This window comes from Sphingobium fluviale, from assembly GCF_004122115.1.
GTDB classification, from domain to species: Bacteria; Pseudomonadota; Alphaproteobacteria; order Sphingomonadales; family Sphingomonadaceae; genus Sphingobium; species Sphingobium fluviale.
The window spans coordinates 102,281-116,527 of sequence record NZ_SBKP01000004.1 but is presented as its reverse complement, the minus strand read 5'-3'; the positions used below and the strand labels follow the sequence as shown (position 1 = coordinate 116,527).

The 14,247-nt window shown below is 60.6% G+C and carries 9 protein-coding genes and 3 pseudogenes; 5 read left to right on the top strand and 7 right to left on the bottom strand.

Annotated features, from left to right (window positions below):
- Positions 1 to 54: 54 nt before the first annotated feature.
- The 3 genes and pseudogenes from EQG66_RS06135 to EQG66_RS06125 all read left to right on the top strand — a co-directional run.
- On the top strand, positions 55 to 546 hold the full coding sequence (locus EQG66_RS06135; protein ID WP_129403715.1) for a hypothetical protein: 492 nt from the start codon (positions 55 to 57) through the stop codon (positions 544 to 546).
- The gene (locus tag EQG66_RS06130; protein WP_129403714.1) at positions 536 to 1,198 is read left to right on the top strand and encodes a hypothetical protein; all 663 of its coding nucleotides are present in this window, start codon (positions 536 to 538) and stop codon (positions 1,196 to 1,198) included. Before EQG66_RS06135 ends, EQG66_RS06130 begins: the two co-directional genes overlap by 11 nt.
- Before the next feature lie 284 nt (positions 1,199 to 1,482).
- Positions 1,483 to 2,160, top strand: a pseudogene (locus EQG66_RS06125) (leucine zipper domain-containing protein); the annotation flags it as partial.
- Positions 2,161 to 2,351: 191 nt separating this feature from the next.
- On the opposite strand, the pseudogene EQG66_RS06120 reads toward EQG66_RS06125, so the two are convergent.
- Positions 2,352 to 3,648 (bottom strand): annotated as a pseudogene (locus EQG66_RS06120) (IS110 family RNA-guided transposase).
- A 152-nt stretch (positions 3,649 to 3,800) separates the two neighbouring features.
- Between EQG66_RS06120 and EQG66_RS06115 the strand changes: the two are divergent.
- Positions 3,801 to 4,096, top strand: a pseudogene (locus EQG66_RS06115) (integrase core domain-containing protein); the annotation flags it as partial.
- A gap of 4 nt (positions 4,097 to 4,100) precedes the next feature.
- Here the strand turns inward: EQG66_RS06115 and EQG66_RS06110 are convergent.
- Positions 4,101 to 5,126: a carbon-nitrogen hydrolase family protein gene (locus tag EQG66_RS06110; RefSeq protein WP_129403712.1), complete on the bottom strand. Its 1,026-nt coding sequence runs from the start codon at positions 5,124 to 5,126 to the stop codon at positions 4,101 to 4,103.
- A 138-nt stretch (positions 5,127 to 5,264) separates the two neighbouring features.
- Here EQG66_RS06110 and EQG66_RS06105 point away from each other — a divergent pair, with 138 nt between their 5' ends.
- Complete coding sequence (locus EQG66_RS06105) at positions 5,265 to 6,230, top strand: AraC-like ligand-binding domain-containing protein (protein ID WP_164975604.1); 966 nt, start codon at positions 5,265 to 5,267, stop codon at positions 6,228 to 6,230.
- A 16-nt stretch (positions 6,231 to 6,246) separates the two neighbouring features.
- Here EQG66_RS06105 and EQG66_RS06100 read toward each other — a convergent pair whose 3' ends face one another.
- From EQG66_RS06100 to EQG66_RS06080, 5 genes are all read right to left on the bottom strand, one after another.
- On the bottom strand, positions 6,247 to 7,794 hold the full coding sequence (locus EQG66_RS06100; RefSeq protein WP_129403710.1) for an acetyl-CoA acetyltransferase: 1,548 nt from the start codon (positions 7,792 to 7,794) through the stop codon (positions 6,247 to 6,249).
- A complete protein-coding gene (locus tag EQG66_RS06095; protein ID WP_129403709.1) occupies positions 7,791 to 8,600 on the bottom strand; it encodes a crotonase/enoyl-CoA hydratase family protein in 810 nt (269 codons plus the stop codon). Before EQG66_RS06095 ends, EQG66_RS06100 begins: the two co-directional genes overlap by 4 nt.
- A 39-nt stretch (positions 8,601 to 8,639) precedes the next feature.
- Entirely contained in the window at positions 8,640 to 11,012 is a 2,373-nt protein-coding gene (locus EQG66_RS06090; RefSeq protein ID WP_129403708.1) for a CaiB/BaiF CoA-transferase family protein, read from the bottom strand.
- Between the two features lie 190 nt (positions 11,013 to 11,202).
- Positions 11,203 to 13,530: a TonB-dependent receptor gene (locus tag EQG66_RS06085; protein ID WP_129403707.1), complete on the bottom strand. Its 2,328-nt coding sequence runs from the start codon at positions 13,528 to 13,530 to the stop codon at positions 11,203 to 11,205.
- A gap of 194 nt (positions 13,531 to 13,724) precedes the next feature.
- Positions 13,725 to 14,228, bottom strand: coding sequence for an SCO family protein (locus EQG66_RS06080; RefSeq protein ID WP_129403706.1), 504 nt, complete (start codon positions 14,226 to 14,228; stop codon positions 13,725 to 13,727).
- Positions 14,229 to 14,247 lie beyond the last annotated feature (19 nt).

Sequence of the window (14,247 nt, the reverse complement as noted above, 5' to 3'; positions counted from 1 at the left end):
TCGGCTCAGCCCCCGCATTCAATCCAGCGCCAACCGCTTCAGGGCATTGGCACTATGGTCGGTGTCCTGACTCTGTCTTGCCCAGCCGGGCGGCGTCTATGGGAATTCAAGCTGAACGGGGTTACAGTCGCGAGCAGGGGGCGTTGCGAGCCTGGTCAAACCTATCGCGTCGCGGATCTGCCAGGCAACGGCAAGCCAGCCCTGTTCCATAGCGATCAGTCCAGCGATGTGTATCTTAAGTTTGATCAGGCAGCAGCCGGAGCGCGGGCGATCGCTATTCGGGTCAGCCGGACGGCGACACCCGTGCTGGTCGACTATAGCGCGCTCAATGTCGATCTAACGATCAGCTACCTCAGCGACGATATTGTAGATTTGCAGTTTAACATCCCGCCAGCGGGTGGAACAGCTCTGCGCTGCGCAGTTCAGATCGACTGGATTCAGGGTGCTATCCTGTCGACACGCGTTCTGGCTACCCAGCCGGACAAGGCAGACCAGAGCCGTTGCGATGTCGCCGCCAAGGCCGTGGAGGTTGATAGTGTCGACTAAAACTCTTCTGTGCACCCTGTTTTTGGCTGTTTCGCTGATACAGGGGCATCCCCTCATCGCGGAACCACGACAAGGTATCCTGACCTCCTATGGCGCCCTCACTATCGCCTGCAAGCCCTCAGGACAGGCAGGAAAAACAGAGGGTGGAGAAAGCCAGGAAGGCCAGTTGACATTCGCTCTCGATGGCAAGATCGTGGCGCAGGGCAGCGATTGCCGCTCGTCAAGAGACGCATCGCTATTTCCGTTCTGGCTGGGAAACAGCAAGGATGGCGCACCAGCTATCTTCAATGACGCTTTCTTCACTGACGCTATCTTCGTGCCGATGTCAACCGACGACACGGCCTACTTCCTTTTGCTCCATGTCGAATCATCAACCAGTGCGAGGGCCTTGCGTTGGCCTCAGGTGTTAAAGCCTCTTGGCGTTCGATATAACAACCGCGATCTGGTCGAGATCAGCTTCGCCATTGACTGGTTGCGTATGCCGCCTGCGTTCATGCCATTTAAGGCAGCCAACCCATCCTGCACCATGACCATAAACTGGGCGGACATCACGAACCGCTCGATGCGAACGGAATCAGCGTCAAAGGATCCACAGATGCAAAATTTCTGCGCACAACAGTTTGGTACGATTTTTGAGATGATTGGCGAATGAGAGACCTGTGACAGAATCCCCAATCCAGGTGCCGGCAATATACTATCAACGTTTAGATATGGCGATGTAGGTAAGGAGTTCGGCACACGGTTCGAATGCGAAGGCTATGATGTAGGCTATCTTTACACGCCGGCTGATTTTGCCGCCCGTAAGCTGATCATGCTCCCTTTTCTGATCCAGATTTAACGCCGCGCTATCTAGGTGTGAGCTTTCAGGAGGTTGTTCATCCGGTTTGATCCGGCCGGACTGATGTTGCGACACGTCAGCTTGGGAGGAACGACCGGATGAACATTCACCAGAATGCCCGAACCACACCTTGCAGTCGTGCCGAGATCGTTCGGCGCGTCATCACGCTTGGCGAGACACCCAGGGCAGTCGCGACTGCCCTGGGTGTCTCGCAACGGACCGTCGCCAAGTGGTTGGCTCGTTATCGGGTCGAGGGCATCGCAGGGCTGGTTGACCGCAGCTCACAACCGCACCACTTGCCCACCGCCACGCCGGACGAACTGGTCGAACAGATCGTCGCCTTGCGCCGCCGGCGCATCATCGGCAAGCAAATCGCCAAGGCGCTCGGTGCCTCGCCCGCCACCGTCAGCCGGGTGCTGCGCCGTCACCGCCTCTCGTGCATACGCGACCTTGATCCGCTTGAACCCGTGCGCCGCTATGAACGCGAACATCCCGGCGAGTTGATCCACATCGACATCAAGAAGCTCGGGCACTTCGAGCGCGTGGGGCACCGCATCACCGGTGACCGGCACGGACAGTCTAACAGCAGAGGCATCGGCTGGGAGTTCGTCCACGTCTGCATCGATGACGCCTCGCGCATCGCCTTCAGCCAGATACTCCCCGATGAGAAGAAGGAAAGCGCCGTCGCTTTCCTTCACGCGGCGGTCGCCTACTACCGCAGCCTCGGTATCGTCGTCTGTCGCGTCATGACCGACAACGTCCTATGTTGGGAAGCAGCTGAGGGAAAAGGCCAGCAGGTCTCGTTACGCCGATTGTGATCGGCGCTGATGATTTTATGATCCAGATGGCTTCCATCGTCAAGGAAAGCACTCTCGGCCATAGCAAACACAGGATCCATCGATCATCGCGATCGTGGTCCTCACCGTCCTTAAGATGAGATGCGCATGCCAGATGGAAGGCCCGAACATTATCTACAGGGTCGCACTTGCGCCCTCACGGCACAGCAGAGAGGGGTCCTTCCATCTGGTGTCCGCTCGTTCGAGGAACGGGCGGTACTCGGTTCCCGTCTTGATGACGGCGTGTACGACACGCGCCATCTTGGCGGTGAGAGCGGTCATTGCCTTGCGGCGACGATCGGGGTCGTCGGCATGCCCGGCGACATAGCGCCCGAGCTTGTCGCGAAAACTGTTGTTGGGTTGCCGGATCGCGACCTGAGTGGCCATCCAGAAGGTACGTCGCAATCTGGCATTGCCGTACTTCGAAAGCTTGGTCCGCCCGCGAAATATCCCTGACTGGCAGGTGGCGAGGTCGAGGCCGCAGAACTTGAGGAACTGGCGATGGTGAGCAAATCGCCGAAGGTCGCCAGCCTCAGCCAGGATCGTCAGGGCATTGATCGGACCGATACCAGGGATCATGCGCAGGAGCTGATAATCACGGTTCGCGGCTAGTGCATCATGAGCAATGCGTTCGATCTCGTTGCGCTGCTGAATAAGGGTGCGGGCCTGGGCGATAACCATGCGGAACATGGTGACCGCAGTGGAATCCTCATCAATCGGCAACGCTATCGAAGCGCAGGCGGTCTCGTATATGTCGTTGACTACCCGTGCCTTGGAAACCTTGCGGCCGATCAGTGGCCATGCTTGTTTGGTAAAAGCTTCGCGACCGAGTGCGGTGATGCTGCCCGGCGTTGGAAACCGCTCGATCAGTGCCAGAAACCAATCGGACCGGCTGTTGCCGGCGAAACGCTCGATCTCCGGGAAATAGAGCGGCAGATAGTGCGTCAGGATCCGGTGCCAGGTCTGGGTTTTCGCCTTGGAAATGGCTTCATGCGTCTTCGACATCTCCTGCAGGTCATTGATGCCAGCGGCCAGCGGATCGACATAGCGCTGGGTCGCACCGATCCGCAGCATGTGCAGGATGACCTGGGCGTCTTTGGAATCGTTCTTGTCCCAGCCATTGTGCAGCGCTTCGCGCGTCCTGGCCAGGCCGACTGACGAAATCAGGCGCAGCTCGAACCCGGCGGAAAGCAACCGGTGCGCCAGCGTGCGGTGATAGTTGCCAGTCGCTTCGAAGCCAACAATGATGGGCCTTCCGATGGCGGCCAGATCAGCCGCCAGCCGATCATAGTCCTCCTTCGTCGCCATGACGGTCATGCGGCGACGGCGGCCGCCTTCCGGTCGTTCGAGCAGAACTTCCTGGCGGTGCTTGGACATATCGATGGCTACCAGAACGGCATCCGTGGGAGTAGAATGAAGCTTGGTCATGATCGGTCAGTCTCCAAAGGGTTGAGTCGACAACTTCACTTTAGAGACCTGCTGGCCGGTCATGGCCGCCTTGATGAAGCTGGCGGGCGCTACGCGCCCTTGTCTCCATCAAGGCATTGCGGCCCTTCAACAGGCCGCTCCCAATGTGCTACGGATCATGCTACAAAAGCTTCGCCTTCAGGGATGCCTGCAAAGCGCTCGGCCTCAAGCATATCCGTACCAAGCCCTACACGCCCAAAACCAACGGCAAGGCCGAGCGCTTCATCCAGACCAGCCTGCGCGAATGGGCCTACGCCCGCGCATATCCAACTTCAGACCACCGAAAACAGGCGCTCGATCCCTGGCTGCATAATTACAACTGGCACCGTCCGCACGGCAGCCACAATCCATGCCACCCATCAGTCGGCTCAATCAGCCAATGAACAGCCTGTTGAGCCTCCACAGCTAGGGGTTCATCCCTCCGTCGTCGGCCGTGTCGGCGGCGTGTCAGGCGGCGAGGATGCTCCCAATTCCCGATACCCAGGCGTAAACGGCTCCACGCAGCGGGTGCTCTCGGCGTTGAACAGCAGGCGTGTCACGTCGCGGCGCGCATAATGACCGACCGGATCGGCCGCCGATTTGGCGAGCGAAATCAGCCCAAGGTCGATCTCGGCAATGACGAGGCCTTCCTCGGTATGCGGAATAAAATCGGCGAGCGGGCGACCGTCTGGCCCGAAAATCATCGAGCGGCCGCCGCCTACGGGAAGGAACATACGGCGCTCGTCCGTGTCGCACAGAATCGCCTGCATCTCCGGCGTCACCACCGCTGTCGCCGCGACCACGAAACACCCACCCTCGGCGGCATAAACCTGACTGACCGCCGTGTTCAGCTCCGCGCCCAAAGCATAGGCACCACCTTCATAGAGCGCGAAACTGGGCCAGGAAGCCACATGGATCTGCTCATGCTGGGCATACATCGCATATTTGACGAGGGGCTGAAGATGTTCCCAGCAGCATAGCGCCCCAAGTCGGCCCAGCGATGTATCGTGCACTGCGAGATCGCTTCCGTCTCCCTCGCCGAAAACGGTGCGCTCCACATGCGTGGGCTTGAGCTTGCGCCGGTGGGCGATGACGCTGCCGTCCGGCGCGATGATAGATTGCCCGATATACAGTGTACCATGATCTCGCTCGCTGGTGCCGAGCACGACATGGATTCCCGCGTCCGCCACCGCAGAACGGATCGCTTCCATTTCCGGGCTTTCGGTCGCGATGCTGTTTTCATGGTAGGCCTGAACGAATTGCATCCCCCAGGCCGGGTGTCCCAGCCACGGCCAGAAGCAGTAGCCGGGCAACCAGGTTTCGGGGAAGGCGAGCAGTTCGACGTCGCGCGCCTTGGCCTGGCGGATGAGGTCGATCGTCTTGGCAACGGTTCCCGCCAGATCGAGATAGACAGGTGCGGCCTGAACTGCGGCGGCTAAAAACGGTTTGGCTTTCGGCACTATAGTATGTTCCCTGCGATGACAGACGCTTACCGAACGACAATAACCGAAGATTGCGTGTCCGCTGCTGGCACAGGGCGAAGAAAACCTTGACTGAGACCGAAACTGGGTGATGTTCGGATGTTGGAAAGGTGGGCGATGACAGCCGTACGCATGCGATCCAGCGATATTAAGGGAAACCCGCTTGCCTACTGGCAGGATGTTGTCTGCGACCTGTTCGTTCCGCTAACGTGTAACGCTGCGGAAAGTCGCTCGTTCGACTGGGAGTTTGTGAGCGACGGCATAAGTGACCTGCGGCTGGTGGAGATGCGCGTGACGCCGCATCATGTGTCTCACACGCGCGAGCATGTTCGCCGCTCCGCCGATGCCTATTTCATCCTGAGCCAGCATGTGAACGGCACGGGTGTGGTGGTGCAGGACGGGCGCGAGGCCGCGCTTCAGCCCGGTGATCTGGCGCTGTACGATTCGACCCGGCCCTATGATCTGCGCTTTGCGGGCTCCATGCACCAGCGCATCGTACGCATCCCCCAGCGACTGCTGAGCGACAGGCTGGCGCATGCCGAACGTTTCACCGCAAGGCCTGTTCGTGCGCAGACCCCGATTGGGCGTCTGTGCAGCGATTTCGTCACCAGCAGCTTCGGCATTATTGGGCATGCCGGTTCGGTGGGAACTACGGTACGCGACACGCTGATCGATCTGTTATGCGCCGCACTACGGGAAAACACCCTGTCGACCCGCCTGGACAGCGCCGTATCAGCCGATGTTCTTCGCCGCCGGATCATCCGCTATGTGGAAACGAACCTCTCGGACCCTGACCTCAATGTCGAGCAGATCGCTGGCGCGATGCGCATGTCTGCGCGCTATGTCCATATGCTGATGAGAGAGATGGATAGCACGCCCGGTCGGCTCATTTGGTCCCTTCGCCTCGACCGCTGTGCGCAGGCGCTGTCCGACCCCGCCAACGCAGCCATACCGGTCGCTCAGATCGCCTATGCGTGGGGCTATAAGGATGCCGCGCATTTCGCGCGATCGTTTCGGTCCCGGTTCGATATATCGCCCGGCGATTATCGGCGGCGGGCCTTAGATCAGGACACACAAGCGTAGCGCAGTCGCGGTATTCCTAGCCATCGCCGAATACGAACAGGTTTAGGCCTTCCTCGGAACGCGCGACCGTCACAGGCCAGCCGAGCACATCATTTTCGTGGGTCATAGCGATAGTCGCGGCATCGCCAGGTTTTGACCGGGCAATGAACCGTAAGCCCCCTGGCGTGCGCCCGATGACGACAGCCATTTCAGGCGCGCCCCTCACGTGCAGGACGCTGGCCGTTTCCACGGTTCCGGGGCCGTCATACCCATCGAGCAGCGGCTGTGCGGGCACAGCATCCAGCTCCGCCTGAAGCGACGTGCTGCTCCAGTTTCGCCAAGGCCGGGGAATGGTCGAGTAAACCCCGGCGCTGTATTTGGAGAGAAACCCGCCGTTTGCTCCGACAAAACCCGCCTTACCCGGTGCTTCCCGCAACACGGGAACAAGCGCCGCAATGGCATGCATGGAATAGTTGTTTCCCGGCCCTCCGAAGTACGGCAGCCCCCCGACAACGGAAAGTTTGCGGGGGTCATCTTCCGACAATCCAAACTCATCGATGGCGACGTTGGACACGGCAATGGGAAAGCAGCTATAGAAATCGAATGTCGCCACAGCATCGGGGACCAGCCCCGCCCGCTTAAGCGCCGCGCGGGCCGCGGCGCGAGCAGCTGGAGAAGCGCTAAGATCGGGGCGCGAGAGCAAGGGTTTTTCGGTCGCTCTGGCATAACCATGAAGATAGACGCGCCGATCGGGCGCGACCCCCAGATCATCGGCAACCCGCTGCGATGCGATCACCACCGCCGCACCCATATTGACCTGATCCCGCGCGACCAGTCTCAGGGGATAGGGATCGGCAATCCAGCGATTGCCGGGGCTAACCGTGATAAGGTCGCTGGCAGAATAGTTCGGCACATCCCACGCCGCCGCTGAATTTGTGCGCGCGACGGCTGCGAGGGGCGCAAAGAGGCGCCCCATGTGCTCGGCATAGTCCGCCTGAGTCATGCCCAATGCGGCGCGGCGCGCATTTTCCGCCAGAGCATAGCCAATCGGCGCGTCGACCACCCCATGCCGTTCGGCCAGCGGATCCTGAAACGCGCGTAGGTTCGCACCGCGATCCTCGACCTCTCCACCCGGGCTTTCCGAGAAATCGAGTGTACGCCCCTCTCGCGCCGCGTGGCGTATCGTAGAAATGGCTTCCGCACCGCACAGCAGAACAAGATCGAACTCCCCAGCGGCCACCCGCTCGCAGAATTCGCTGACAAGATCCTGAGGTGACTGGCCACCACCCTCGCCCCAGAATGCGGATCGCGGCTTTATGCCCAGTCGCGCCGCAATGGAGCGCGGAAAATTGTCTGAGGCGCCGAATATCGGTTGCTCTAGCCCACTGTCCTCGAATGTACGGGTGGTTACGATGGCATCGATATACGGGGCAAGATCGCGGCGGGCCATCGCATCGGAAATGGCAGCGCGGGCCGCCACCGCCGCCAGATCAGCCGCCGACCATGCTTGGTAATCGGGCGCGTCGATCCGGTCGACCGACTGGCCTACACCTATGATGACCGGTGTTGTGCCTGCCGCTCTCATCGCGCGCGCCAGACGGGCGGACGCTTTTCGGCAAACGCCTGCGCCCCTTCCATGGCGTCTTCAGAGGAAAATACTGCTTCTGTCTCTGCTTCGTTGCGGTGCCAGTCCGCTTCGTCGGCCTCGAATCTGCCGTCGCTCAATCGACGGGCGACGCGCTTGCTCGCCTGTACGGACAAGGGGGCGTTGACGGCAATCCTGCGGGCGAGGTCCATAGCGCGGTCCATCAGTGCATCCGCCGAAACGACAGCGTTGACCAGACCGAAATTCAACGCCTGATCGGCACTGACGGGATCGCCGGTCAGGAGGATTTCCATGGCGATCTTGTGCGGCACCTGCTGGACAAGCCGGAACGCCCCACCCGCAGCGGCCAGAAGGCCACGCTTCACCTCAGGCAGCCCGAATGTTGCGGTGTCCGACGCGACCGCCAGATCACATGCCAGCACGATTTCCGTACCGCCACCCATAGCGAAGCCGTTCACGGCGGCGATCAGTGGTTTGCTTATGGGATGGTTTACGACACCCGCGAATCCCCATGCTTTGCGCCGCTCGTCCTGCGGAATAACTGGTTGCCGAGCGGCAACGGACTTGAGGTCGGCTCCGGCACAAAAGGCCTTGTCGCCCGCGCCCGTGATGATGATGGCACGGATATCCGGATCACGATCCGCTGCATCCAGAGCATCGCCCAATGCCATGGCCACTTCAACATTGATCGCATTGCGCGCTTCGGGCCGGTGGATGCGCAGCACGAGGACATGGTCGTCCCGCGCCGACTGGAGAACGCCGTTGGCTATATCGTCAAAGTGCATGGGGAGGTGTCCTGCAAGGGAAGGAGAGGGCGCCAAGCGTCACCGGATGGTGCCGATAATGTTGCGTGCCATGAGATCCTGCATCTGCGAGGGGGACAATCCCAGCCAGTCGCTGAGCACAGCGTCGCTGTCCTGCCCAATCAACGGTGCGGGCGCCTGATCGGGATCTGGCATGTTTTGGGCGCGCACCGGCCGGGCCTCGACCAGAAAAGGCGCCGGGATGGCGGGATGCGCGATCTCGCGAAAGAAGCCACGCGATACGAAATGCGGAAAGCCGGGCATGTCTGCCACCCGCAGCATCGCGCCCGCCGGAACGCCGCTCGCCTGGAGCCGCTCCATGGCCTCATACGATGACCGCTCGGCGAGCCAGCTGGTGAGCGCATGCTCGATGGCCGGGCGGTGCCGCGCGCGATCAGAGCGGTTTGCCGTGTCGTGACCCTCGAAACCTATCAGGCGGGCAAGTGCGGTCCATTGCGCGTCGTTCTCGATGGTTACAACGCACCAGTCGTCATCACCGCCGCACGGATAGACGCCCCATGGCGCATCGGGGTCATCGTCAATCTGCTGCCCTTGTGCGCGCAGCGAGGCCACGGCCATGTCGACGCCGAGATGGTCGAGAATGATTTCTGCCTGCGCGATCGTCGCCTTGCCTCCCGCTCCGGTTGCTTTGCGCTGGACAAGAAGCGCGAGTGCGGAAAGCGCGCCCAGCCGTCCGGCCACATGATCGGGATAGACCGTCATCGCGTCGGAAAAGGAACCGGGATCATCAAGCGAACACCACAGCGCCGATAGCCCGGTGGCCGCGCGCACCAACGGTCCATAACCAAGCTGCCGGCTACGGGGACCGGTTGACCCGAAAGCAGAGCTCTGGATCGACACCAGACCGGGATTGATCGCTCGCAAAGTCTCGTCGTCAAAACCAAGCGCATCCAGCGTGCCGGGCTTGAAATTCGACAGGAGGACATCCGCCTGCGCGACAAGATCAAGGAACAGCGCCTTCCCCTCTGGATCGCGCAGGTTGAGCGAAAGGCTGCGCTTGTTCCGGCCGCCCGCCGCGAAGGAAGGCGACATGACGCTGCCGTCCTGCGTCTGCCGCACCCCATCGGGAAAGGCGGGATTCTCGATCTTGATCACATCCGCGCCCGCATCCGCAAGCAGCCTGCCGGTTTCCGCGCCCACCACGATGACGCCCATGTCAATCACGCGCAGCCCCTGTAGCGGCCCGGCAGACTGGGCACGCGGCACGCCCGTATCGTTCCTTAGCAGCGCTGCTCGCGCACGCTGCGCGTCCCGATCGGGTGTCGTTAGGGGCAATCGTGTTCCGTCGACTTCGACCGGGGCGCGGGGCAGGCGAATGTCGACACCGCGCAGCCTATGCGCTTCATAGAGCTGACGCGAGCGGTTCTGGTCGCTGTCGATTGCCTCGTCAGCGCTTTGCAAAGCCGCCGTGGGTACGCCGATCGCTTGTCCCTGTTGCTCCAGTTCCGCCCGTGTCTTGTCGGCAAAGAAGCGGGCGATGGCGGGAACCAGCGTTGTGGAATTGAAGCGCGTCCGAAGCTGTTCGTAGGCAGGATCGGCAAACTCGGCGGGTTCGCCCATCCACTTGAACATCGCCTGCCATTGGCGTGGGGAGAGGACACACAGCCGGACATAACCATCGGCGCAGGGAATGATGGGATATTGATGGTGTACGTCCGGGCGGCCGCGCGGCAATTCGCTCGCGCGGACTCCGGCCGCGGCGCTGCCGTTCACGCCAAAGCCGGGGTCCAGCGCCTGCACCACGCCATCGAGAATCGAAAAGTCGATCAGATCCCCTCGCCCGCTCTCCAGCCGCTCGGTGAAGGCCAGTAAAGCGACAAAGGCGGCATGGACCGCCGCGCATGCTTTCGCAATGGCTTCGGGTGGCATGACAGGGGGGTGGCCGGGCCTTCCGGACCGCGACAATCCACCCGACAATGCGTGGAGAACCGGATTGGTTGCGCGCCAGCAGGCCAGGGGGCTGGCTTCACCAAAGTCGGAAAGATTGAGGATGATCAGCGCCGGATTGGCCGCCCGCAAGGCGGCGTTCGCAAAGCGGGCATCTTCGAGCGCGGCGAGGCCGCCGTCGTCGATCAGGATGTCGCAATCCCGGATCGCATTGAGAAGCCGGTCACGATCGGCGGGGACAGCACGATCGATCGCCAGGGCGAGCTTGCCACGGCCCAGGGCGAGCTGTTCGATGTCTGTGCGCGTGATGGCCCGATCTGGATCAGAGCGGCCTTGCCCGCCGTTCTGGAAATCAACCCGCGTTACCAGCGCACCAAAGTCCGCCAGAACGCGCCCCGTGAGCGCCATCCCGCCCGACACGATATCCAGCACACGCACGCCCGCAAGCGCGGCGGAAACAGGCTGGGGCAAAGGATCACTCAGCATAACAAGAATATTCCGGCCTCGTTCCGTATCCCCTCTGGTCCGGTCTGCGGCAAGGCAACTTTATCATATTCGGGATGGTCATCCGGCGGGTGCAGCCTCCGGACAACCATCATGCGAACCCGAAGGAACGGTCCCTTGCCTGCTGGCGCTTGGCGCGCGACAACCGACAAGGCACCGCTGTCTCCTGCGGTCAGTACGTAAAGCCCAGCGTAACACCGTAAGTCGCAGGCATACCGGCAAAGCGGGTCAGCGTGTCGACCTGACGGCCAATGTTGGTGCTGTAATATTTGTTGGTGATATTCTGTCCCCAGATCTGCACGCGCCAGCGGTTGTCGGCGTCTGTCAGACCGGCCCGCAAGCCAACCAGCGCATATTTGTCAATCAGCAGATCCGGCTGCTCCCCGAAGTTGGCGAAGGCCGACGAGCGGTAGCTGACCGAGCCGCCAACATAGGCATCGAGGCTGCTACCAAGCGGGAAGCTGTATTCGGCGTCACCAGTGAGCTGCCACTTGGGCGTGTTAGGCAGAGCTTCGCCCTTCACGTCGATCGGGTTACCCAGCGTGTCCTGCGTCAGAAGACTGTTCTCGACTTGCGTCTTGAGATAGGTCCCGGCGGCATTGAGCTTCAGATTGCGCACCGGCCGCCAATCGATGTTCAACTCGGCGCCTTTCACGCTGGCTTTCGGCAGGTTGATCAGCGCATTGAAGGGGCCAAGAAATGTGGAGACAGTGCCAATTGCCTGTTTGTTACGGAAATCATAATAGAATCCCGCACCACTTATTTGGATCGTCTTGTCGAGCAACGCCGCCTTGAAACCTGCTTCATAGGCGAGCACCGATTCCTGATCCACGCGGGTCGCCTGATTGGAGAAGGTGATCGGCAGGTTGGAGAAGCTGCCCGACTTGAACCCCTTGGTCACGTTGCCATAGACCATCGCGTCCGGCGTGATCTTCCAGTTCGCACCCAGACGCCAGGAGAAATTGTTCTCATCCAGCGACTGGGGAATACCGTTGACGGGCTGGAAGGTGTTGATGTCCAGCGAGGTACAAGCCGCCGGAGCAATGGGCGGTGCGCCCGTAAGAATGAATGTGAGCGTCGATGAGAACGCCGTAGACGAGCCGTCGCCGCCGTCGCGCGTACAACCGTTATAGTCACGGTCCTGCGAAGTGTAGCGCGCCGACCCCTGCAACGTCACGCCAGAGCCGACATCGAGATCAAGACTACCGAAGACAGCGCTGGTGTCGACCTTCTGCGTGTTCAGATCAGACAGCTGGGTGAGCACGACGCCGAAAAGAAACGCGTTGGTGCCGCCGAAATCGATCCGCTGGTCTTCATAGAGCGACTGATGATCTAGGCTGCCGCCGATCATCCACTGCAAAGGCCCGGTCTTGCCGGAAAGGCGCAGCTCCTGGTTGAACGTCTTGATATTGGAAACAACGCGCGCAAAAATGTCGCGGTAGTCGGTGGCATCGCCATCATAGGGCGAATTCTGCTTGAATTCGAGATAGGAGGTCAGCGACGTAAGTGTGATGTCGGGCGTGACATTCACCGTGCCGGACAAGGCGACCTGCCAGAAATCATCGTCGCGTGCGAGATTGACGCCGGGATCGAAATCGGTTTCCCGCGCGTTTTTCGGAACAGGGCCATACACGCTCAGCGCATCGACCGGCGGCTGATAGGGGAAGAAGGTTGTAAACGGCGCGAAGCGTATGAACTGCGACGATTGTGTGTCGGACTTGTCGCGCCAGCCGTTGACATTGAGGGTGAAGTTAACATCAGCGCTTGGCTTCCAATCCAGCAGGACACGGCCCACAAGGAAATCGCGCTTGCCGTTCTCCTCGTTGCGCTTTGTGCTCTTTTGCCAGTTGCCCCGCATGTCAGCCTTGGCCGCGACGCGAATACCCAAGGTCGAAGACAAGGGCGCACTCACAAAGCCATCAACTCCCAGCTGGTTGAAGCGGCCATAGGTTACGCTGCCGCCCGCCGAAAACTGCTCGGTCGGCTTGGCTGCAATGTAGTTGACCGCACCACCCGTCGAATTCTGTCCGAACAGGGTTCCCTGCGGCCCCTTGAGTACCTCGACACGTTCCAGATCGAGCGCCGCGCCGCGCGTAAGTGTCGAGAAGGCCAGCGGTATCTGGTCGACATAGACACTGACCGCCGGATTGGCGAGCGAGGACTGGTCAAGGAAGCTGATGCCGCGGATGCCGTATACCGGCAGGCCGATATTGTTGATCTGATAGGTAAAGCCCGGAACCAGCCGGGGAAGATCGTCAACGCTCTCCACGCCGCGCTTGACGAGGTCTTCGCTGGCAAGCGACGCAATCGACATCGGCACATCGCTCAGACGTTCCGAACGCTTCTGGGCGGTCACTATTATCTCGAAGCCCTCGCCCGAAGCATCGTCAGCGACAGTGCCAGTGGAGGCTGGCGTCTGCGCGAAAGCAGGCCCGCCGAACGGGATTACCGCTGCGAGAATGGCGGCGGAAACACTCTGCATAAGTCGGTTACGTACCATGATGGTCTCCCTGATTTTTCTGACGTGATGCCTGCGCGGCTTAGGTGCGCTTCACCCATTTCCCTGTTCGACGCTCAGCCCCATGAGGCCAGCGCGTCAGCCTTCCCTAATCATTCTATCAACGTGCCATCAAGTTTACAATTAATCAACTAGCTAATTTTCAAACCGATGTATTTTTATCACTCTTTTGGCGCTTAGCTCTCCCAAACCGCCTGCAGTGCCCTGACGACTTTCTCCGTCGGCGCTCCGTCGTTGAAGTGGGTGAGATACTGCCCAGACCGATCCGTGATGTAGACCAGTGCGCTGTGCGGCACCGCGTAGCCTTCCGGATCGTCCTCGTCCGCCGCGCGCTGGGCGAACACCTTGTACGCGCTCCTGACCGCTTCGATCTGCTCCTTGCTGCCGGTCAGCCCTGTGAAGCGTGGAAAATTCGTCTCCAGGAATTCCTTCATACGCGGCGGATCGTCTCGTTCAGGATCGACGGTGATATACAGTGGCGCGAAGGCCTCCGCGCGACTACCGATCCGGTCGAGTACGTCCGACATTTTTCCCAGAGTTTCCGGGCACACCTTACGGCAATGGGTGAACCCGAAGAAAATCATCATATGCCGTCCGCGATAGGTGCGGTCGGTGACATGCTGCCCATGATGATCGATGAGTTCAAACGCGCCACCGATTTTCACGCGGTTAGTCGCCATATTCACTCCAGTTGGTTCA

Excerpts from the sequence above, each read along its gene's own strand:
- EQG66_RS06090 (WP_129403708.1), bottom strand. The coding sequence starts at position 11,012 with ATGCTGAGTGATCCTTTGCCCCAGCCTGTTTCCGCCGCGCTTGCGGGC.
- EQG66_RS06085 (WP_129403707.1), bottom strand. The coding sequence starts at position 13,530 with ATGGTACGTAACCGACTTATGCAGAGTGTTTCCGCCGCCATTCTCGCA.
- EQG66_RS06100 (WP_129403710.1), bottom strand. The coding sequence starts at position 7,794 with ATGAGAGCGGCAGGCACAACACCGGTCATCATAGGTGTAGGCCAGTCG.
- EQG66_RS06135 (WP_129403715.1), top strand. The coding sequence starts at position 55 with ATGGTCGGTGTCCTGACTCTGTCTTGCCCAGCCGGGCGGCGTCTATGG.
- EQG66_RS06105 (WP_164975604.1), top strand. The coding sequence starts at position 5,265 with ATGACAGCCGTACGCATGCGATCCAGCGATATTAAGGGAAACCCGCTT.
- EQG66_RS06080 (WP_129403706.1), bottom strand. The coding sequence starts at position 14,228 with ATGGCGACTAACCGCGTGAAAATCGGTGGCGCGTTTGAACTCATCGAT.
- EQG66_RS06095 (WP_129403709.1), bottom strand. The coding sequence starts at position 8,600 with ATGCACTTTGACGATATAGCCAACGGCGTTCTCCAGTCGGCGCGGGAC.